The sequence below is a fragment of the Microbacterium sp. E-13 genome (assembly GCF_049912955.1).
Lineage (GTDB): Bacteria > Actinomycetota > Actinomycetes > Actinomycetales > Microbacteriaceae > Microbacterium.
The window spans coordinates 2,408,222-2,428,579 of sequence record NZ_CP183973.1 but is presented as its reverse complement, the minus strand read 5'-3'; the positions used below and the strand labels follow the sequence as shown (position 1 = coordinate 2,428,579).

Annotated in this window: 14 protein-coding genes; 6 read left to right on the top strand and 8 right to left on the bottom strand. The window is 72.5% G+C overall.

Features of this window, described 5'->3' with window-relative positions; genetic code table 11:
- Positions 1-30: 30 nt before the first annotated feature.
- Positions 31-1,467: an aminopeptidase P family protein gene (locus ACN9MP_RS11190; protein WP_426320199.1), complete on the bottom strand. Its 1,437-nt coding sequence runs from the start codon at positions 1,465-1,467 to the stop codon at positions 31-33.
- Between the two features lie 40 nt (positions 1,468-1,507).
- Positions 1,508-2,530 (bottom strand): endonuclease/exonuclease/phosphatase family protein, encoded by a 1,023-nt coding sequence (locus tag ACN9MP_RS11185; RefSeq protein ID WP_426320197.1) that lies wholly within the window; start codon positions 2,528-2,530, stop codon positions 1,508-1,510.
- A gap of 104 nt (positions 2,531-2,634) precedes the next feature.
- Between ACN9MP_RS11185 and ACN9MP_RS11180 the strand changes: the two genes are divergently transcribed.
- Complete coding sequence (locus ACN9MP_RS11180) at positions 2,635-3,498, top strand: PHP domain-containing protein (protein WP_426320195.1); 864 nt, start codon at positions 2,635-2,637, stop codon at positions 3,496-3,498.
- Between the two features lie 56 nt (positions 3,499-3,554).
- Here ACN9MP_RS11180 and ACN9MP_RS11175 read toward each other — a convergent pair whose 3' ends face one another.
- Together ACN9MP_RS11175 and ACN9MP_RS11170 are read right to left on the bottom strand one after the other, a co-directional pair.
- Positions 3,555-3,986 (bottom strand): SHOCT domain-containing protein, encoded by a 432-nt coding sequence (locus tag ACN9MP_RS11175; protein WP_426320193.1) that lies wholly within the window; start codon positions 3,984-3,986, stop codon positions 3,555-3,557.
- Positions 3,987-4,092: 106 nt separating this feature from the next.
- Positions 4,093-5,628, bottom strand: a complete 1,536-nt coding sequence (locus tag ACN9MP_RS11170) for a DEAD/DEAH box helicase (RefSeq protein WP_426320191.1) — start codon at positions 5,626-5,628, stop codon at positions 4,093-4,095.
- A 212-nt stretch (positions 5,629-5,840) separates the two neighbouring features.
- Here ACN9MP_RS11170 and ACN9MP_RS11165 point away from each other — a divergent pair, with 212 nt between their 5' ends.
- Positions 5,841-6,554, top strand: coding sequence for a ferritin-like fold-containing protein (locus tag ACN9MP_RS11165; RefSeq protein ID WP_426320189.1), 714 nt, complete (start codon positions 5,841-5,843; stop codon positions 6,552-6,554).
- A gap of 5 nt (positions 6,555-6,559) precedes the next feature.
- Here ACN9MP_RS11165 and ACN9MP_RS11160 read toward each other — a convergent pair whose 3' ends face one another.
- Together ACN9MP_RS11160 and ACN9MP_RS11155 are read right to left on the bottom strand one after the other, a co-directional pair.
- A complete protein-coding gene (locus ACN9MP_RS11160) occupies positions 6,560-6,850 on the bottom strand; it encodes a hypothetical protein (RefSeq protein ID WP_426320187.1) in 291 nt (96 codons plus the stop codon).
- Between the two features lie 13 nt (positions 6,851-6,863).
- Complete coding sequence (locus ACN9MP_RS11155) at positions 6,864-7,088, bottom strand: DUF3107 domain-containing protein (RefSeq protein WP_426320185.1); 225 nt, start codon at positions 7,086-7,088, stop codon at positions 6,864-6,866.
- Positions 7,089-7,268: 180 nt separating this feature from the next.
- Between ACN9MP_RS11155 and ACN9MP_RS11150 the strand changes: the two genes are divergently transcribed.
- Both ACN9MP_RS11150 and ACN9MP_RS11145 read left to right on the top strand, forming a co-directional pair.
- A complete protein-coding gene (locus tag ACN9MP_RS11150) occupies positions 7,269-10,439 on the top strand; it encodes an ATP-dependent helicase (RefSeq protein ID WP_426320183.1) in 3,171 nt (1,056 codons plus the stop codon).
- Positions 10,440-10,444: 5 nt separating this feature from the next.
- The gene (locus tag ACN9MP_RS11145; protein WP_426325992.1) at positions 10,445-13,798 is read left to right on the top strand and encodes an ATP-dependent DNA helicase; all 3,354 of its coding nucleotides are present in this window, start codon (positions 10,445-10,447) and stop codon (positions 13,796-13,798) included.
- A gap of 24 nt (positions 13,799-13,822) precedes the next feature.
- Here the strand turns inward: ACN9MP_RS11145 and ACN9MP_RS11140 are convergent, their stop codons facing one another.
- Positions 13,823-15,067 carry a phosphotransferase gene (locus ACN9MP_RS11140; RefSeq protein WP_426320181.1) on the bottom strand — a complete coding sequence of 415 codons (1,245 nt, stop codon included), beginning with the start codon at positions 15,065-15,067 and terminating at the stop codon, positions 13,823-13,825.
- A 191-nt stretch (positions 15,068-15,258) separates the two neighbouring features.
- Between ACN9MP_RS11140 and nudC the strand changes: the two genes are divergently transcribed.
- The gene (gene nudC / locus ACN9MP_RS11135) at positions 15,259-16,173 is read left to right on the top strand and encodes an NAD(+) diphosphatase (RefSeq protein WP_426320180.1); all 915 of its coding nucleotides are present in this window, start codon (positions 15,259-15,261) and stop codon (positions 16,171-16,173) included.
- Positions 16,170-17,957 (top strand): ATP-dependent helicase, encoded by a 1,788-nt coding sequence (locus ACN9MP_RS11130; RefSeq protein WP_426320179.1) that lies wholly within the window; start codon positions 16,170-16,172, stop codon positions 17,955-17,957. The genes nudC and ACN9MP_RS11130 overlap by 4 nt, the downstream gene beginning before the upstream one ends.
- 784 nt (positions 17,958-18,741) lie before the next feature.
- Here the strand turns inward: ACN9MP_RS11130 and ACN9MP_RS11125 are convergent.
- Positions 18,742-20,214: a zinc-dependent metalloprotease gene (locus ACN9MP_RS11125; RefSeq protein WP_426320177.1), complete on the bottom strand. Its 1,473-nt coding sequence runs from the start codon at positions 20,212-20,214 to the stop codon at positions 18,742-18,744.
- Positions 20,215-20,358 lie beyond the last annotated feature (144 nt).

Genomic DNA, 20,358 nt, shown 5'->3' with positions numbered 1-20,358 from the left:
ACGTGGACAAGCTCGGCAACCGATCCGAGGTCAGTGGCTGCCGCCGCGGGCGATCCAGGCCTCGACCTCGTCCGCCGTGCGCGGGATGGCGGCTGAGAGGTTCACGGGCCCCTCTGCGGTCATGAGGATGTCGTCCTCGATGCGAACCCCGATGCCGCGGTATTCCTCGGGCACGGTGAGGTCATCGATCTGGAAATAGAGCCCGGGCTCGATCGTGAAGACCATGCCCGGCTCGAGGACGCCGTCGTAGTACATGTCGCGGCGGGCCTGGGCGCAGTCGTGCACGTCGATCCCCAGGTGGTGGCTGGTGCCGTGGACCATGTACCGCCGGTGCTGGCCGCCCCTGTCGGCGTCGAGAGCCTCCTCGGCGGTCACCGGCAGCAGGCCCCATTCGGCGACGCGCCGTGCGATGACCTCCATCGCCGCCTCGTGGATCGAGCGGAACCGCACACCCGGCCGCGCTGCGGCGAAAGCCGCGTCGGCGGCCTCGCGCACGGTCTCGTACACCCGTCGCTGCACCTCGGTGAACCGTCCGCTCACCGGAAGGGTGCGCGTGATGTCGGCCGTGTAGAGGCTGTCCACTTCGACGCCCGCGTCGATGAGGATCAGATCGCCGGGAACGACGGCGCCGTCGTTGCGCGTCCAGTGCAGGTAGCACGCGTGCGGACCGGATGCCGCGATCGTGTCGTAGCCGACCGTGTTCCCGTCGCTGCGGGCCCGCTGGTGGAAGACGCCTTCGACGACGCGCTCGCCGCGAGCGTGCTCGACGATCTCGGGAAGACGGGCGACGATGTCGTCGAACCCCGAAGCCGTCACCTGGACGGCGAGCTCCATCTGCCCGATCTCGTAGACGTCCTTCACGAGCCGCAGCTCCGAGACGAACCGCGCCAGGTCATCGCTCTCGCCGAGCACGACGTCCCCGTCGCCCTCTTCGAAGTCGTCGATGTGCGCGGTGGCGAGTCCCAGGTCTGCAGCCACGCCGGCGAGTGCGGGCCGGGGGCCGATCCAGAACTCGCCGATCGAGGCATCCGAGTAGAACTCGCTCGTCGTGCGGTCGGCCCGCTCGCGGAAATACAGCGTGACGTCGTGTCCGCCGCCGGCGCGAGGGTCGAACACGAGCACCGCGCCGGGCTCCGAGTCCGAAGCCCATCCGGTGAGGTGGGCGAACGCCGAGTGGGCCCGGAACGGGTAGTCCGTGTCATTGCTCCGCTGCTTCAGCTCACCCGCCGGGACGACCAGCCGTCTGCCGGGGAAGGCCGCCGAAACGGCTTCGCGGCGCGCGGCCGCGAACTGCGCCTGGGGCCGTGCCGGCGGCGTCGACTCGGGGCGGTCCGCCCAGCCGGTCGAGATCGTGTCGAGGAAGCCCTGGCCGAACGGCTGACGACGGTTCGTGCTGGTCGAGGGGGTGGGCGAGGTCTCCGTGGTGCTCGTGGCGCCGGGGGACTGATCGCTGGCTGCGCTGCTCATGGCTCCCAGTCTCGCACGCGCGCGGAGGCGCGGGCAGGGCTCAGCCGGCCGGCTCGTACTGCACGATGAGAGGCCGGTGATCCGAGCCGGAATCGTCGAGCGAGCGCAGTACCACCGATCCCGAGGGACGCCACTGCGGCGTCGCCATGATGTGGTCGATCGGGGCCCCCAGCACCGCCGGCATGTCGGCCGACCACGTCCCGAGCGCTCCGTTCCCCGTCTCGACGGCGGCGTCCGTGCAGCGGCCGAGAGTGGCACCGTCGACGCCCAGCCCCGACATGTGGTCGACGGTCGCATTGAAGTCGCCCGCCATGATCACGTCGGCCGCGTCGCACTGATCGGCGAGCCATTGGAGATCGTCGCGCCAGCTCTGCATGTAGCTGGGGCGGGGGGCCACCGCGTGCACGGCGACGACGATCGGTCCCTGTCCCGAGACCGGCATGGCGACGGCGCTCGGCACGGTCGAGGTGTTGCTGGTTCCGTCGAGCGAGGACTCGATCACCGCGTAGTCACCGAGGTCCGGCGAGATCAGCAGCGTCGTCGAGCCGGCATCCCACTCCGTCGACGGGTCCTCGGCATGATGCGCCCACATCCGGTGACCGAGGTCGCGCATGGCGATGGCGACGCTCTCCCCGGTCTCGATGGTCGTCTCCGGCAGGGCCACGATGTCCGCGTCCATCGCGACCGCGATCTTCGCAATGGTCTGAGGCGGCGTCGCGTCGCCCGCGGTGTTCCACGTCATGACCCGGATGCTCGACTCGGTCTTGGCGGGAAGCGGGTCCGTGCCGAGGCCGCCGCGCGAGGCGAGCACCGCGACGTTCGTCACGGTCGCCACGCCGGCCACGACCGCGAGCGTGAAGGCGAAGACCCGGATCGGGCGCGCGACGGCGAGCAGGAGGGCCAGCACCGCGGCGGCCGCGAATGCGAGCGCGAGCACGCCTCGGAACGACACGATCTGCGCGACGGGATAGTACCGTTCGACGCGGAAGAAGCCCGGGAAGGTCAGCACAGCCGCCGCGATCGCGCACAGCACGGTCACGAGGATCCCGAGCAGGCGAAGCACGACCGCGACTCTATGCGAGCAGGCTGAGAGATCCGTCAGCGCAGCGGGCGTGGCGCGCACGACGGGGCCCGTTCAGCGGGCCGCGCCCGCGCTACGCTCGGAGGATGCCCGGACCGCTGCCCTTCGAAGGACCGAGCGATCTGCACCTGCACTCGGCGAACTCCGACGGCACGCAGCCGCCCGCCGAGGTGATGGCCTCCGCTCACCGGCACGGCGTCCGCACGGCAGCGCTCACCGACCACGACACCACGTCGGGCTGGGCCGAGGCGGCCGAGGCCGCGGCATCCCTCGGCATGACGTTCGTGCCGGGCATGGAGCTGTCCGCACGGCACGAATGGCGCAGCGTGCACGTGCTGGCCTACCTTCCCGACCCGGACGAGCCCGCACTGCGGGCCGAGACGGCCCGCATCCGCTCCTCCCGGCTGGATCGCGCGCGCCTGATGGCCGACCGGATCTCGCGCGACTACGACCTGGTGTGGGACGACATCCTCGAGCAGACCACGGACGCCGCGACCGTCGGGCGGCCGCACATCGCCGACGCGCTCGTGGCACGCGGGCTGGTGCGGGACCGCGCCGAAGCGTTCGCCGGCATCCTCAGCCCGGAGGGGGACTACTACGTGGCGCTCTATGCGCCCGACCCGGTGACCGCGGTGGCGCTCGTCGTCGGCGCCGGGGGAGTGCCGATCGTCGCCCATCCCGCATCGCGCGGAGGTCTGCTGCCCCTGAAGCTGCTGGAGCGGATGCTGGGGGCCGGTCTCGCCGGCTTCGAGCTCGGGCACCGCGAGAACCGCGATCCGGGACTCCGCAGGCTGCGCGACCTCTGCCGCGAGCGCGACCTCATCGTCACCGGGTCGAGCGACTATCACGGCCTCGGCAAACCCAACCAGCCGGGCGAGAACACCACGACGGCGGAGATGGTCGCGCGCATCCTCGACCGCGCAACCGGAAGCGCCCCCGTCTACCCGTGAGGGGGACGAGGGCGCTTCGCTGACGGCGGACGCCGCCGGAGAGAGCCGGGTTCGGCTCAGGCGAGCGCTCGCGCCTTCAGCGCGTCGTACTCGGCCTGGGTGATCGTGCCGGCATCGAGGAGCGCCTTGGCCTTGGCGATCTCCTCCGCGGGACTGGCCGACGAGCCGGCGACGGACTTGATGTAGGCGTCCTGCGCGCTCTGGAGCTCGGAGACCTCCTTGGCGCTGCGCTTGGCCATTCCGTTGCCGCGGGCGATGAGGTACACGAGGAGCGTCAGGAAGGGGACGAAGATCAGGAAGATGATCCAGACCGCCTTCCACCACCCGCTGAGCTGGTGGTCGCGGAAGAGGTCGCCGATGACGGCGAAGAGCGCGAACAGGTACACGGTGAAGAAGAAGATCCAGAGGAACCACCAGATGATGTCTCCGAAGGAGCCCCAGAAGCCCTGGTACTCATAATCTGTGGTCACGGCCGCGATGAAGCGCATCGTCTGCCTTTCGTGAATGCGAGGTACCGGCGCCCGACGCGCCGTCTGCGCTCACCCTAGCGGTGCCGCGGCGCCGCGAAGCGGCACCGCGACACGCCGTGTCGCTTCAGGCCCCGATGGACGCGCCGCCCGCCGGAGCGGCTCCTCCGCCGCTTCCCCCGCCGCGGCGACGGCGCCGCCGCGGAGCCGGCTTGCCGTCGTGGTGCTCCTTGCCGCCACCGTCATGCGTTCCGCCCCCCTCGGTGGAGCGGTCGCCGTCGGCGCCCGCCGCCGTGCCGTGTCCGTCTGCGGCGGCAGCGCCTCCCTCCGCCGGCTCGAACGTCGAGCCCACGCGGTCGGAGCCGGCCGTGCGGCGCCGGCGCCGGCGGCGGCTGGGAGCCTGGCCGTTCGCCTCCACCTCCGCGGCGGCATCCGTCGCCCGCTCGGGCTGTACGCGGACGGCCTGGGTCTTGGGCGCGGTGCGGACGCGGCCCTTCGTGCCGGCCGGGATGTCGAGTTCGGAGTAGAGATGGGGACTCGACGAGTACGTCTCGACGGGCTCGGGCTGGCCGAACTCGAGCGCGCGGTTGATGAGGGCCCACTTGTGCAGGTCCTCCCAGTCGACGAAGGTGACCGCGATGCCGGTCTTGCCGGCGCGGCCGGTGCGGCCCGCGCGGTGCAGGTAGGTCTTCTCGTCGTCGGGGATGGTGTGGTTGATGACGTGCGTGACGTCGTCGACGTCGATGCCGCGCGCGGCGACGTCCGTGGCGATCAGCACGTCCTTCTTGCCCGCCTTGAAGCCCGCCATCGAGCGCTCACGCGCCTCCTGGCTCATGTCTCCGTGGACGGCGCCCGCGTTGAAGCCGCGGTCGCTCAGCTCGTCGACGAGCCGCTGCGCGGCGCGCTTCGTGCGCGTGAAGATGACGGTCTTGCCGCGACCGTCGGCCTGCAGGATGCGGGCGATGACCTCGTCCTTGTCGAGCGAGTGCGCGCGGTACACCAGGTGACGGATGTTCGCCTGCGTGAGCCCCTCGTCGGGGTCGGTCGCACGGATGTGGATCGGGTTCGACATGAAGCGGCGCGCGAGGGCCACGATCGGGCCGGGCATCGTGGCCGAGAAGAGCTGCGTGTGACGGATCGCCGGGACCTTCGAGAAGATCTTCTCGATGTCGGGGAGGAAGCCGAGGTCGAGCATCTTGTCGGCCTCGTCGAGCACGACCTCGGTCGCGTTCGACAGGTCGAGCAGGCGCTGGTTGTTGAGGTCGATCAGGCGGCCGGGGGTGCCGACCACGATCTGCGCACCCGCCTTGAGCTGGTCGATCTGGCCTTCGTACGCCTTGCCGCCGTATATGGCGACGACGCTCGTCGAGCGGCCTGCGGTCAGCATGTCCATGTCTTCGTAGACCTGCACCGCGAGTTCGCGCGTCGGCACCACGATGAGCGCCTTGACGCCGTGGGCGGGCTCCGGCCCGAGACGCTGGACGACCGGGATGCCGAACCCGAAGGTCTTGCCGGTGCCGGTCTTGGCCTGGCCGATGATGTCCTGGCCGGGCAGTCCGAGGGGGATGGTCTGCTCCTGGATGGGAAACGCGTCGACGATGCCCTTTGCGGCGAGCGCCTCGACGATGTCCTGATCGACGCCGAGTTCGGCGAAGGTCGTCACGATATATGCCTGTCCGGCAGTGGGATGCTGCCTGGGTTCATGCCCGGGCGCGTGCACGGCCTCTGAGGGGCCGCCGCGCGGGCGGAAGTGCGGTCCACGCCCTTCTTTCCCACAGGCGCGGGCTCCCCGATCCGACGCCGGGGCCGGCATCCACGATACCGGAGGTCTCCCGTGCGAGCACGGAAGGCGTCGTCCCTCGTAGTCTTTCCTGCATGGTCAAGTGGTTCTGGCAGCGTCGCGACACCGGCCGCAAGCTCCAGCTCCGCTCGCGCGACGAGCTGAGCAGCGGCAACCGGGTCGACTTCGAAGAACTCGCACCCGACATCGACACCTTCCTCGGCCAGGTCGCCTACCTGCAGCTCGGGTTCTTCGAGACGCTCACCGAACTGATCCAGACGATCCCGGAACTCGGCGAGAAGGAGGCGGTGTCGCGAGCCGCCGGCGCCGCGCTGACCAAGCACGAGGCGCTCGTCGCGCTGATCCGCGAACGCGGCGACGACCCGACCGAGATCATGCGGCCGTTCCGGGAGCCGCTCGACGCCTTCCGCTCGGCCACGCACGGCGTGCGCCCCCAGGAGACCATGCTCTCGGTGCACATCACCGCGGGGATGCTGGACGACTTCTACCTGACGCTGTCGGCCAGCTACGGCGAGACCGGCGACCGCGTCGCGCGGATCCTCCAGGCCGACGACGACCGCCAGGCGATCGTGGAGCTGATCTCGCAGGCGATCGCGAGCGACCCCGAGTGGAAGTCGCTGCTGGCACTCTGGGGTCGCCGGCTCGTCGGCGACACGCTGCTGATCGCGCGGGCGGCCCTGCGCCCGACGTCGCTGGGACGCGCCGAGGAGCAGAAGGTCGAGCCGGTCTTCACCGAGCTCATGGGGGCGCACTCACGCCGCATGGACGCCATGGGTCTCGCGGCCTGACGAGATCAGCCGATGCCGAGTCGCGCCTTCTCGCGGGCGTCGCGGGCGACCCGTGCGCGCGAGACGAGGATGATCGCGGGGTAGGTCACGGCGATCGGGACGATCAGCGCCGCCAGCCAGGGCCAGGGGCTGTCGATTCCGACGCCGAGCCACGTGAGGATCGTCCAGGCGGCACCGGCCGACACGGCGCCGATCATCGGAGCCAAGACGACGCCGCGTGTCAGCCGCTGGTGCAGCTGGAAGTGGATGCCGAGACCGACGACCGCCCCGACGATGAAGGCGATGAGGATCTGCACGTCGCCGGCCCGCTCAGGCGACGAAGCCGACGCGGCGCGACTCCTCGGAGCCGAGCTCGACGTAGGCCAGGCCCGCGGTCGGGACGATGTACGAGTTGCCCTTGGCATCGGCGAACGTCACGTGCGTCGCTCCGGCGTCGAGCGCTGCGGCGACGGACTTCTTCACGTCGGCTGCCGCCTCGTTCGTCTCGAAGTTGAGCTCGCGGCCGGTGTTCGCGATGCCGATGCGGATCTCCACGTGACTGACCTCCTGCGCGGGGTGATGGTGGTGTGCCGGACGGCCGAGCGCTCTCACTCGCCGAAGCCCGCGGCTCCCCGGACGCATGGCCACTCTACGACACCGCGAAGCGGCATCCGCCCGCCGCCGGAACGCTCTGGGCGAACGGACGATGTCGGCCCTTCGCGCTACCGTCGAGGGGTGACATCGGGGACCCACGAGCGAGCGGCGTTCACGCCGGACGCGCCGCAGCAGGCGGTGCTCGCGCTCCCCGTTCACGCGTCCGGCGTCGTCGTCGGCGCGCCGGGCAGCGGCAAGACCGAGACACTCGTCGCGCGTGTCGCGGCACTCGTCTCGGCCGGAGCGGACCCGGACGCGGTCATGGTGCTGACGCCGTCGCGCCAGACCGCCACGGCGCTGCGCGACCGGCTCGGGCTGGCGGTAGGCGTGGCGACGACGGGTCCGCTCGCGCGGTCGGTGGCGTCGTACGCCTTCCAGATCGTGCGGGCGCACGCCGTCGCGGTCGACGCCGACCCGCCCCAGCTGCTCACCGGTGGCGACGAAGACCAGATCATCCGCGACCTGCTCGAGGGCGACGACGAAGACGAGGCTGCCGGCGCGCGCCGCTGGCCCGACTGGCTCGGTCCCGCGATCCGTGGCACCGCGGGCTTCCGCACCGAGGTGCGCACCTTCCTCGCCGAGTGCACGACGCTCGGCGTCGAGCCGTCGCGCCTGCGCGAGCTGGGGGAGCGGCAGGAGCTGCCGGCCTGGGTCGCCCTCTCGTCGTTCCTGGCCGAGTACCTCCAGGTGCGTGACGGCATGCGCGGGGCGCACCGGGATGCCGCGGGCCTGGTCCGCGAGGCGGTCGGCCTGCTGCGCAGCGCACCACCGGGAAGTCCGGCGCTCGACCGGGTCCGCGTCGCGCTGGTGGACGATGCGCAGGAGCTCACCCTCGGCGGCGTCGAGCTGCTCGAGGCCCTGCGCGCCCGCGGCGCGGCCGTGCTCGCGTTCGGCGACCCCGACGTCGGATCGGGATCGTTCCGCGGGGCGACCCCCGAGAACTTCGCCCGGCTCGCCGCGTCGCTGGGGGCCGTGCACGTCCTCAGCGAGGGACACCGCGGCACGTCGTGGCAGCGCGATCTGGTGGGCCGGGTCACCCAGCGCATCGGCGCGGTGGGCGTGGTCGCCCACCGCGCGCCGGCGACCGGCGCAGAGCCGGACGGCTCGGTGCGGGTGCTGACGCTGCGCTCAGCCGCGGAGGAGTACGACGCCATCGCCCGCCTGCTGCGCGAACGGCACGTGCACGACGGCGTGCCCTGGAGCCGGTGCGCCGTGATCGCGCACGACACGCGGCAGGTCTCGTCCCTCGAAGCCGAGCTGTCGGCCAGAGAGGTTCCCGCGAGGTCGAGCGGACCGGGCCGGGCGCTCGGGGCGGTGCGGCCCGTCGCCGACCTGCTGCGGCTCATCGAGCTCGCCTCGCGCGACGACTGGACGTTCGATGACGTGTCGGCGGCGCTCGTGGGCACCTACGGGCGCCTCGACGTCATCGAACTCCGACGGCTGCGCTCGGCGTTGCGTCATGCCGAGCTGCGACGCCTCTTCCAGGCGGGTGGCGACGACGGTGAAGCAGCGGGCGTCGAGCGCTCCGGTCGCGACCTCGTGCTGTCCGCGATGCGGCAGCCTCTCGAGTTCGATCTGGTCGACACGCGGGAGGCCCGGCGGGCGGCGTCGCTCGCCCGCACCCTGGCCGTGCTCCGCGACGAACTCGACCGCGGCGCCACCGCGCACGAGCTGCTGTGGACGGCGTGGGACCGAAGCGGGCTGCAGCGGCCCTGGTCCGAGGTCGCGGGCGGCAACGGACCTCTGGCCGAGCAGGCGAATCGCGACCTCGATGCCCTCGTCGCCCTTTTCCAGGCGGCCAAGCGCTTCGTCGAGCGGTCGCTCGACGCGGATCCGCGCGTGTTCGTGCGCTCGATCCTCGACAGCGGTGTCGCCGAGGACCGCCTCGAGGCCCCGACCCGCGACGACAGCGTGCGTGTCATGACACCCGCGGGTGCGCTGGGCCTGGAGTTCGACACGGTCGTCGTCGCCGGGGTGCAGGACGCGGTGTGGCCGAACACCCGTCTGAGAGGCAGCCTCCTCGACACGTGGCGGCTGGCGGATGCCGCGACCCGGGCTGACGGCGAGTCGATGGGCGCGTTCGACCGCCGTCGGGCCGCGATGCACGACGAGCTGCGCCTGCTGGCGCGCGCCCTGTCCCGCGCCACCGCACGGCTGATCGTCACCGCGGTGGACGACGACGACACCGGACCGAGCGTGTTCGTCGATCTGCTGCCCGATCCGGAGCCGTTCGAGCTGGATCACCCGGTGTCGCTGCGCGGACTCGTGGCCCGCCACCGCCGGACTCTGACTTCGGCTCCGCCGCGCATGTCGCCGGCGGCACCCGCGACCGCCGGTGCACGTGCCGCCGAGCAGCTCGCGCTGCTCGCGGATGCCGGAGTCCCCGGCGCCGCGCCGCAGGAATGGTACGGCGTCGCCGGTCCGACCTCGACCGGACCGCTGCGAGATCTCGCGCGCGAAGACGTACGGGTCTCGCCCTCGCGGCTGCATGCTCTCGAGGAGTGCCAGCTCAACTGGGTGATCGCCGACCTGGGCGGCGATCCGGGTGGCACCACTGCCGGCCTCGGCACGATCATCCACGCAGCCCTCGAGCACGCGGCCCGCCACGACGAGGCCGCGCTGTGGGCAGAGGTCGAGGCCCGCTGGGGCGAGCTCACATTCGAGGCGGCCTGGCGTGATCGCGCCGAGCAGGCCCGTGCGCGCGACCTCGTGCGGCGCCTGCACCTGTATCTGCGCCGCTTCGACGATGGCGGGGGCACCCTCATCGGCGCCGAACCGCACTTCGAGGTGGACATCCCCCTCGGAGAAGCCTTCGATGCCGGTGAGCACCGCGTGATCCTGTCGGGCTACATCGACCGAGTGGAGCTGGCGCCGGACGGCACTGTCGTGATCATGGACCTCAAGACCGGCAAGCGCGAGCCCCAGACCGACGCGAAGGTGCTCGACAACCCCCAGCTCGCGGCTTATCAGCTGGCCTTCGAGTCCGGCGCGATCACCGAGGCGAATGGACACGCGCCCGGCGGGGCGAAGCTCCTCGTGCTGCGCCCGACGGCCACGAGATCCGACTACGTCACTCCGTGGCAGCCGCCTTTCGACGAGGAGCGCCGTGAGGCGTTCCTCGCGCGCATCCGCACCGCCGTCGCCGTCATGCGAGGCGAGAGCTTCGCCGCGCCGTACGAGGAGCACTGCCGCGACGAGCACGCCTACGGGCTCTGCCGAATCCACACGGTCGGCGCGGTGAGCGCCTCGTGACCGCCGTGCGCGGACTGACCGCCGAGCCGGCGGCCGAGGCATCCTTCGTCCCGGGGCAGCTGCTGTCGGCGCGCGTCATCGCCGCCGCGCTCGGTCAGTTCCCCCCGACGGACGAGCAGACGGCGGTGATCGAGGCGCCCCTGGCGCCGGCGCTCGTCGTCGCCGGCGCCGGCAGCGGCAAGACCGAGACCATGGCGGCGCGCGTCGTCTGGCTGGTGGCCAACGGCATCGTGCGCCGCGACGAAGTGCTGGGCCTGACCTTCACGCGCAAGGCAGCCGGCGAGCTCGCCGAGCGCATCCAGAAGCGCCTGGCACGCCTCGCCGAGTTCGAGCGACGGGGCCTCCTCTCCGTCCTCCCCGCCCTCGCCGCGGCGGGCCGCCTGGATGCCTTCGGCGAGCTGGAGCGATCAGGTGCCGACGGCGCCCGGGCAACCGCGGAGCGGCATCGCCTTCTCGACGACCTCGCGCGTTCCGTGAAGGCCGTCGGTGAGGACCCGGGCGACGACGCGCTGCTCCACCGGCCGACCGTCGCCACCTACAACAGCTTCGCCGACCAGATCGTGCGCGAGCACGCCGTGCGCATCGGCAGGGATGCCGAGGCCGCGGTGCTCTCCGAGTCCTCAGCCTGGCTCCTGATGAGGCGCGTCGTGTTCGCCTCGGACGATCCGCGTCTCGAGGAGCGGGGCGAGGCGGTGCGCTCCATCGTGGATGCGGCGCTGCGGATCGCGCGCGACGGCGTGGACAACCTCGTCGACTTCGACGCGCTCGCGGCGTTCCCCGAGCGGTTCCGGGCGACGCGCGACCTGCCGTCGACCAACAAGCGCACCACCGTGTACGCCGACGTCGCGGACGCCTGCGACAAGGTCGATGCGCTCGCGCTCCTCGCCGACCTGGCGCGGGAGTACGCCGCCGAGAAGCTGCGACTCGGGGTGATCGACTTCTCGGACCAGGTCGCCGGGGCGCTCGAGGTGGTGCGGAGCCACCGCGCGGTGGCCGACGAAATGCGTGATCGGTACCGAGTGGTGCTGCTCGACGAGTACCAGGACACGTCGGTCGTTCAGACCGACCTGCTCGCCACGCTCTTCGCGGGCACGGGGGTGATGGCGGTCGGCGATCCGCACCAGGCCATCTACGGCTGGCGCGGCGCGAGCGCCGGCAACCTCGGCGGATTCCCCGCCGCTTTCTCGCCTGACGCCGACTGCGCCCACTATGCGCTGCTGACGAGCTGGCGCAACAGCGCGTCGGTGCTGACGGCCGCCAACGCCGTACTGGCGCCGCTCGCCGCTTCCGCAGCCGTGGCGGTGCAGCAGCTGCGCGCGCGGCCCGGCGCGCCGGCCGGCGTGGTCGAGCTCGGCTTCGACGCCGACCTCGACACGGAGGCCGATCGCGTGTCGGAGTGGTTCGCGCGGGTTCGGGCTGAACGGGCCCACGAGGGCCGCTCGACGACCGGCGCGATCCTGTTCCGCAGCAAGAAGCACATGGTGCGCTTCGGCGACGCACTCGGGCGTCGCGGCATCCCGCACCGCATCCTCGGCCTCGGCGGCCTGCTCTCGACGCCCGAGGTGGTCGATGTCGTCTGCGCGCTCCGTGTGATCAGCGACCCGTCCGCGGGCTCCGCGCTCATCCGGCTGCTCTCCGGGCCTCGGTGGGCGATCGGGCTGCCCGACCTCCGCGAGCTCGCCGCCCTCGCGCGACGCCTCGCGCGGCACGACAGCGCGCTGCAGCCGCTCGCTCCCGAGGTCGTCGAGCGGATCCGGGGCAGCGCCGGCGACGACGACGGCTCGCTCGTGGACGCGCTCGACTTCGTGCTGCGGCAGAAGCCCGATCACGGCTGGCTGGCGGGCTTCACCCCTGAGGCACGCGAGCGACTGCGGGACGCGGCATCCGTGTTCGCGGGTCTGCGCCACGCCGGCGGCATGCCCGTTCCCGAGCTCGTGCGGCTGATCGAGCTGGAGCTGCGGCTCGACGTGGAGCTCGCGGCGAACGAGTCGCGGGGTCCCGCCCGCATCGCCTCGGCCCAGCTGCGGGCGTTCGTCGACGAGGTGCACGCGTTCCTCGCGGCCGATGAGACCGGGTCGCTGTCGAGCCTGCTGGCCTGGCTCGACCACGCCGAGCAGCTCGATGAGTTCGCGCCGCGCACGGAGCCACCCGAGGACGATGTCGTGCAGCTGCTCACGATCCACGGCTCGAAAGGGCTGGAGTGGGACGCCGTCGCCGTCGTGCGACTCGTCAAGGACGAACTGCCGAGCGCGCCGCGCGACACGAAGGCGTGGCTGGGATTCGGGGTGCTGCCCTACGGGTTCCGTGGCGACTCGGCCTGGCTCCCGGCGCTCGGCTGGCAGTCTGCGCAGACGCAGCAGGAGCTCAAGGCGGCCATCGACGCCTTCGTCGACGCGAACCGCGCCCGCCAGCTGGAAGAAGATCGACGACTCGCGTACGTCGCAGTGACCCGCGCCCGCGACCGCCTCCTCCTGACCGGCGCCACGTGGTCGGGAACCAAGCGGCCCCGCACGCGAAGCCCCTTCTACACCGAGATCGCGGAAGCCCTCGGCCTGCCGCTCCCGGACGACGCGCCCGGCGATGATCCCTACCAGGGAGAGCGTCGCGTGCTCCAGTGGCCGATCGACCCCCTCGGCAGCCGGCGCGAGGCGGTGGCGGACGCGGCTGCCGCCGTCGGCGCAGCCCTCGAGGCGCCCCGCGCGCAGCTCGATCCCCAGACTGCGCTCCTGCTGGCCGAGCGCGACGCCCGCCGCGCCCGGCCGATGCACACGTCACCGACGCGCATCGCGGCATCGCGCTACAAGGAGTACGTCGCCGACCTGCAAGGCACGCTCTCGGGCATCGCCCGGCCGCTGCCGGAGCGCCCGTTCCGGCAGACGCGGCTCGGCACGCTGTTCCATGCCTGGGTCGAGCAGCGCTCCGGGAGGCACGGTCTGGGCGGCTCGCTCGACGACGCGCTCTGGGAGAGCGACGAAGACCTTCCCGGTACGGAGGCCTCGGTCGAAGACGCTGCGGCGCTCGGGGCGCTGCGCGAGAGGTTCCTGGCCTCGGAGTGGGCGTCGCTGCAGCCGATCGAGGTCGAGACCGAGATCGACTTCACGACGATCGGCCCCGATGGGCTGCCGCACATCGTCATCTGCAAGCTCGACGCTGTGTACCGGCGCGAGGACCGGGGCGGCCGCATCGAGATCGTCGACTGGAAGACGGGCGCCGCGCCGCGCACGCCCGCCGAGAAGGACGAGCGGATGCTGCAGCTCCAGCTCTACCGGCAGGCCTACCATGCCAAGCACGGCGTGCCCCTCGACGAGATCGACGTGGCGCTCTACTACGTCGCGGAGGACGTCATCCTCCGAGGCTGAACCGACCGGAAGGCCGTCGTTCGGTCAGTCCGCCATCCAGCGGCGCAGCGCGGCGGTGGAGGCCCGTTCTGCCTCGGCGGCGGCATCCGTGGCATTGCCGTCGTCGGTGCGGGGCGGCAGCGACCCCTCCGCCCGTCGTGCCGGCAGGTCGATCGGGGCCGTCGAGACGTCGTCATCGGGGTGCGGTGCCGCAGGGGCCGCTGCGGGTGCCGGCGGGGGTGCGGGCCGGAGCTCCGCGAGGTCGTCGGGGGAGATCTCCTGCGTGTCGAAGGTCTCCGCCCCGCCGGAGAGCTCGCCGGTGTCGAGCGAGGAGGGCTCCTCGTCGGCCACCCACTGCGAGAGTTCCTCCGGGTCGTAGGCGTCGGTCTGCATCGATGTGTCTATGGCGGGTGCCGAGGCCCCCGGCATCCGGTCGAGGAGGGCGATGGCGTCGTCCACGTCGAGCGCGGCATCCGTCACGATGTCGTCGCCCGTCACTCCCGCAGCGAGCGACTCGAGCAGCTCGACGGCGTCGGCGACGATGTCTTCGCGATCGACCTCATGGCCGTGAACCAGCCACCGTGCGAACTCGAGCTCCGCGTACAGCCGCGCCCGCTCGCGTGCGCGCACGTCCGGTGCCCGCCCGCTGCCCGCGATGTAGGCGGCGTAGACGTCGTCGGCCGCATCCGGCGCCGACGCCAGCCACTGCAGATCGATCGCGGGGTCTCCGATCGACAGGCCGTGCCACTCGAGAAGACCCGTGACCGTGGGAACGCCGTCGAGATCTTCGAAGAGGAACGAGGCCGCGCCCGCTCCGCCCAGGACGACCGCCGACTCGAATCGCCAGAGCTCATCGGCGTCCACCGCGCGGTGCCAGCGATGGGCGAGCGTCACCGGCAGCCGGCGGGTGGCGAGGGCGCGGTCGATCAGCCGCGTCGCGTCGGCTCGGACCTGCTGCGGTGTGCGTGCGGGCAGCCCTTCGCCTTTGACGATCGACTGGGGGAGCGCGTGCAGTGCGGCCAGTGCGGCGCCCAGCGAGCTGGCTGCGCCGCGCCCGGGCGGCAGGTGTGCCGCGTCGACCCGGTAACCGGGCAGGAAATCCACCACCACGACGCGCTCGCCGCCGAGGCCTCCCTCGCCCAGCAGCTCCGGAGCGCGGAACGGAAGCAGCCCGCGAACCCCGGGCGTCAGGGCACGCAGCGCACGCACCTGGGCCGCGAGCTCGGATGAGGCCGAGGGGTCGGCCGGCACCCGCACCACCACGCGCCTGCCGTCGTCCAGATGCGCCACGGCGGTGTCGTACCGACCCGCGGCCCCCTCGGTGAGAGCGCCTACGCCGACGACCCCGACCTGCGGCAGAGCCGACGTGACCGACGCGGCTAGAGTGAGGGGAGAGCGTGCCATGTGCCCAGGGTAGGTCGGTCGCGCTCGTCCGTCCCCGCGCCACGCCCGGCCCTGAACGACGAAGCGGAGCATGCCCGATGACGGCGCCTGACAGCACGAGCCTTCCTCCGCTGGCGCGTCCGGGCCTCGACCGCGCTGCCGGCGAGCGCCTCACACCGGGCCTTCTCGATGCGGCGAAGACGGATGCCGCCACCCGGGTCCTCGTGATCGCGGGCGACTCGGCACCCCTGTCCGTGCCCGGCACGCTGCTCTGGCGCGCGCCCTCCGACATCCCCGACGGCGCGGAGTGGGCGTTCCTCGGGCGACGCGACGACGGCACCGCCCTCCTCACCGCCGTGTATCCGGCGCAGGAGGAGGAGCTCTTCCCGGCCCCGGCCGGCTGGGCGGGGCTGCGCAGCGCCGGCGCCGATCTCCCGCCCGCGGACGCGGGTGCGTTCGTCGCCGCGCTGAGCCTCGGTCGCTGGCTGATCGACGCGCCGTTCTGCCCGGCGTGCGGCTCGCTGACCATGCTCGGCGACGCGGGATGGTCGCGGCGGTGCCCGCAGTGCGGGCGCCAGCACTTTCCGCGCACCGACCCCGCCGTGATCGTGGCGATCACGAGCGCCGTCGACCCCGACCTCCTGCTGCTCGGCTCCAACGCTCTGTGGGGGGCGGATCGCTTCTCGTGCTTCGCGGGGTTCGTCGAGGCGGGTGAGTCGCTCGAGTCGGCGGTGCGCCGCGAAGTGGCCGAGGAATCGGGTGTCGAGGTCGGCGTCGTGACGTACCGCGGCTCCCAGGCCTGGCCCTACCCGCGCTCGCTCATGGTGGGCTTCCTCGCCGCGTCCCTCGACGACGCGGCCGCCCGCGCGGACGGTGAGGAGATCGCGGCGGTTCGGTGGTTCACGCGCGAGGAGGTCGGCCGCGCGCTCGCCGGCGAGGGCGATGTCGTCCTGCCCGGTCGCGCTTCCATCGCGCATCGGCTGATCGCCGACTGGCACGCGGAGCGCCCGTGAGCGTCGACGCCCTGGAAGGGCTCGACGACCGCCAGCGCGAGGCCGCGAGCGCGCTGCGCGGGCCGGTCGTCGTGCTGGCGGGCGCTGGGACGGGCAAGACCCGCGTCATCACGCACCGCATCGCCCACGGCGTCGACACCGGGGCGTACTCGCCCGGCCGCGTCATGGCCGTCACGTTCACGACGAAGGCGGCGGGGGAGATGCGCGGACGCCTCCGCGCGCTGGGGATCGGCGGCGTCTCGGCGCGCACCTTCCACGCCGCCGCGCTCGCCCAGCTCAACTTCTTCTGGCCGACGCTGGCGGGCGACAGTGCGCCCGGGATCATCGACAACAAGGTGCGCATGCTCGCGCACGCCGCTGACGGCGTGGGCCTGGACCCCGACGTGGCGACGCTGCGCGACGTGGCGTCCGAGATCGAGTGGCGCAAGGTGTCGATGCTGAGCGTCGAGGACTACGCCACGGCTCGTCCGAACGGCGTCGGCCGGCTGGGCGTCGACAGGGTCGTCGCCCTCCAGCGCGCCTACGAGAAGCTGAAGGACGAAAGGCGCCAGCTGGACTTCGAGGACGTGCTGCTGGCGTGCGCGGGCATGCTGGAGGCCGAGCCGAAGGTGGCCAAAGCCGTGCGCGAGCAGTACCGCCACTTCACGGTCGACGAATTCCAGGACGTCTCGCCCTTGCAGAACCGCCTTCTCGAGCTGTGGCTCGGTGACCGCCGCGACCTGTGCGTGGTGGGCGACGCGAGCCAGACGATCTACTCGTTCGCCGGCGCCGACGCCCGGTTCCTGCTGGACTTCCCCGCTCGCTACGAGGGCGCCCGCATCATCCGCCTCGAGACCAATTACCGATCGGATGCCCCGATCCTCGCGGTCGCGAACGAACTCATGCGCGGACGCCCCGGTGCTCTCCACCTCGCACCCGCCTCGGCCGGCCAGCCCGACGGCGAGCCGGCCACGGCGCGACCGATCCCGACGGTGACTGGCTTCCACGACGACCGCGACGAGGCTCGCGCGGTCGCCGCCCGGGTCAAGGAGCAGATCGAGGGCGGCGCGGACCCGCGCCACATCGCGGTGCTCTACCGTGCGCATGCCCAGTCCGCCGAGCTGGTCGCCGCCCTCTCCGACGCCGGCATCGCCACGACGGTGCTCGGTGGACGCAGGTTCTTCGACATGCCCGAGGTGCGACAAGCGGTGATGGAGCTGCGCGCGGCATCCGTCGCGCCGATCGAGAGCGGCTTCGTCGACACGGTGCGCGACATCCTGCGCTCGCGCGGCCTCACCGACGATCCACCGCAGGCCGGCGGTGCATTGCGCGACGCGTGGGAGGCGCGGGCAGCGTTGCTGCGCCTCGCGCAGGAGGCGCCGGCGGGCACGACGCTCCGGGAGTTCACGGACGAGCTGACCGCGCGGGCCAAGGTGCACGACGAGCCTGCCCTGCGCACCGTGACACTCGCGACGCTGCACGCCGCGAAGGGCCTCGAATGGGAGCACGTCCACCTGGTCGGCGTCGCCGAGGGACTGCTGCCGATCTCGTACGCCACGACGTTCGAGCAGGTGGACGAAGAGCGACGGCTGGCCTACGTGGGCATCACGCGGGCCGGGCGAACGCTGTCGCTGACGTGGGCACGAGGCGTACGGGAACGGCAGCCGTCGCGGTTCCTGAGAGAGATCGGCAGCGGCACTCTGCGTGAGGGCGGTGCGAACGCACGGTCCGGTGCAGCGAGCCGGCGTTCAGGCTCACCGAGCGCGTCCGGAACGCGGAGCGGCTCCGCCCGCGCTCCGCGATGAGCCTGCCCGCCACGATCCCCGCCTCCCACAGCACCGCCGGCTCGGCCTCGACCGGCCGCCCGAGCAGTTGCGCCGCGACCGCGGGCCATGACGGGTCGGCGTCGCGGCGATCGGCGGCGACGCAGGCGAGACACGCCGTGCGGCCGGGCTCGACGAAAGGCCCGACCTCCGCGCCCGAGCCGGTGAGGGCGACCGGCAGGTGGGCGACGTCTGCGCTCATGAGAGCGGCCGCCGCGCCGGGTGCCACGATGCGGTGGACCACGAACACGACGGCCTCGGTTCCGGCCGCGATGGTGCCCACGGCGTCGTACGCGTGGGCGGTGTCGACGTCGTAGCCGGCTGCGATGAGGGCCGCCGTGAGTGCCTCGCGCTGGTGGGCCGGCACATCGTCCGCGGCGTGCACCGTGACGCGTCGGCGCGCGGAGGCGTTCGTCGTCAGCGCCCGGCGGATGCGCGCGAGGAACCGTGCCGCCGCTGCGCCGTCCGGTGCGCCCGCAGCCCCCGCGAAGCCGGCGAATGCGCCGTCGGGGATGCCCTGCTCGAGCTCGCGGAGCACCCGCAGCTGCCACGGCTCGGGGTCGTGGACGATCGCCACCGGTTCGGAGCCGAACTGCAGGATGGTGTCGGTCCGCCACACCGTCGGAAACGCGGGGTTGAGTCGCAGCATGGCCCGATCCTGCCGCACGGGACGCCTGCGCGACCGAGTATCCACAGGCGAATCCGCAGATCGCCGCGGGCCCGCACGCTGGGGAGGAGTCGACGCCGCGCCTTGCGGCCCGCCCGCTCAGACCGGCCGGTGGTCCTCCGGTGCGCCGCTCTCCCCGTCGTCGGAGTCCGCCCCCGCGTCGTCGGAGTCGTCCGCGTCGCCCTCGGGCTTCCGGGGGTCCTCGCCGGGGCGGTCGTCCGCCGTGCCCGGGGGCTCCTCGCCTGCGAGCAGGCGGGCGAGCGCGTCGTCCATCTCGTCGCGAGCGGGCTCCTCGCCGCGTGCCCGGGCCTGAAGACGAGCGACGAGCGCACCGGGATCGTCGATGTCGGCCGCGCCGGGCATGAGGTCGGGATAGTCCCACAGGGCGTCCCGAGCGCTCGGGCCGACGGCATCCGTCACCGCACGCCACATCGCCGCGGCCTCGCGCATGCGACGCGGGCGGATCTCGAGGCCCACCAGCGAGCCCAGGGCACGCTCGGCCGGACCTCCGACCGCCCGGCGCCGGCGCACCGCCTCGGCGATGCGCTGCGCCGAGGGCAGCCGCGAGGTCGCCGCCTCCGTGACGACCTCGACCCAGCCCTCGATGGTGGCGAGCAGGTTCTCCAGGCGCGCCAGAGCTGCCTCCTGCGCCTCCGAACGGGCGGGCAGCAGCGCGCCGCTCTCGATCGCGCGGCGCAGTTCCTCGGGCTCCGACGGATCGAACCGGGTCGCGAGGTCCTCGAGCGCACCGGTGTCGACGTGCACGCCTCGTGCGAAGTCGGTGACCTGCGAGATCACGTGCAGCCGCAGCCAGCGCGCGTGGCGGAAAAGACGTGCGTGGGCGAGCTCGCGGGTCGCGACGTAGAGCGCGAGCTGGTCTTCGGGAACCTCGAGATCGCGGCCGAAGTCCGCGAAGTTCTGCGGGAGGATCGCCGCCTCGCCGTCGGGCATGAGCGGGATGCCGACGTCGCCGCCGCTGACGACCTCCTTCGAGAGGCTGCCGACGACCTGGCCCAGCTGAGAGGCGAAGAGCGATCCGCCGACCGTGCGCATGAGGCGTCCCGCCCCCTGCACCAGTCCCTGCATGTCTTCCGGCGCCTGCTCGCTGAGAGCGGAGGTGAGCGCATCGGCGATGCTCGTCGCGACGGGCGCGGCGAGCTCCTGCCACACCGGCAGCGTGGCCTCGACCCAGGCCCCGCGCGTGATCGTGGCCGGGGGAGTCGCCAGCTCCGAGATCGTGGTCGCCTCGCTGAGCCAGAGCGCGGCGAGCGAGAAGGCCTGGTCGAGGTCGGTGCGCTGCCCGGCGGTGACGCCGAGCCCCTCCTGGTTGGCGATGTGCAGCGCCTGACGCTGCGCCATGTCCCACGAGATGCCGCTCTCGTCGGCGCTCGCGAACGCCCCCTGCAGCTGCCGCATGACGGCCTGCATCATGGCAGGGTCGATGTTCATCCCCGACAGTCGCGAGAGCTGCTCCGCGTCGAGGTCTCCCGCGCCGCCGCCGAACAGCTGCCGGATGAGCTCCTGGAAGTCGTCCTCGGGATTGGTGCCGCCGGGAGTGTCGTCGTCTGCCACTTCAGCCGCCTTTCAGCCGGTCCATGAGGTTGCGTTCTACGCTAGTCGCAGCATCCGTCGCACTCCCCGGCAGGGACCCCGAACGCCTTACGCCGGTCGCGAACGACCAGGCACCCATCGACAAGGCACGGAAGAGAGGTCCCG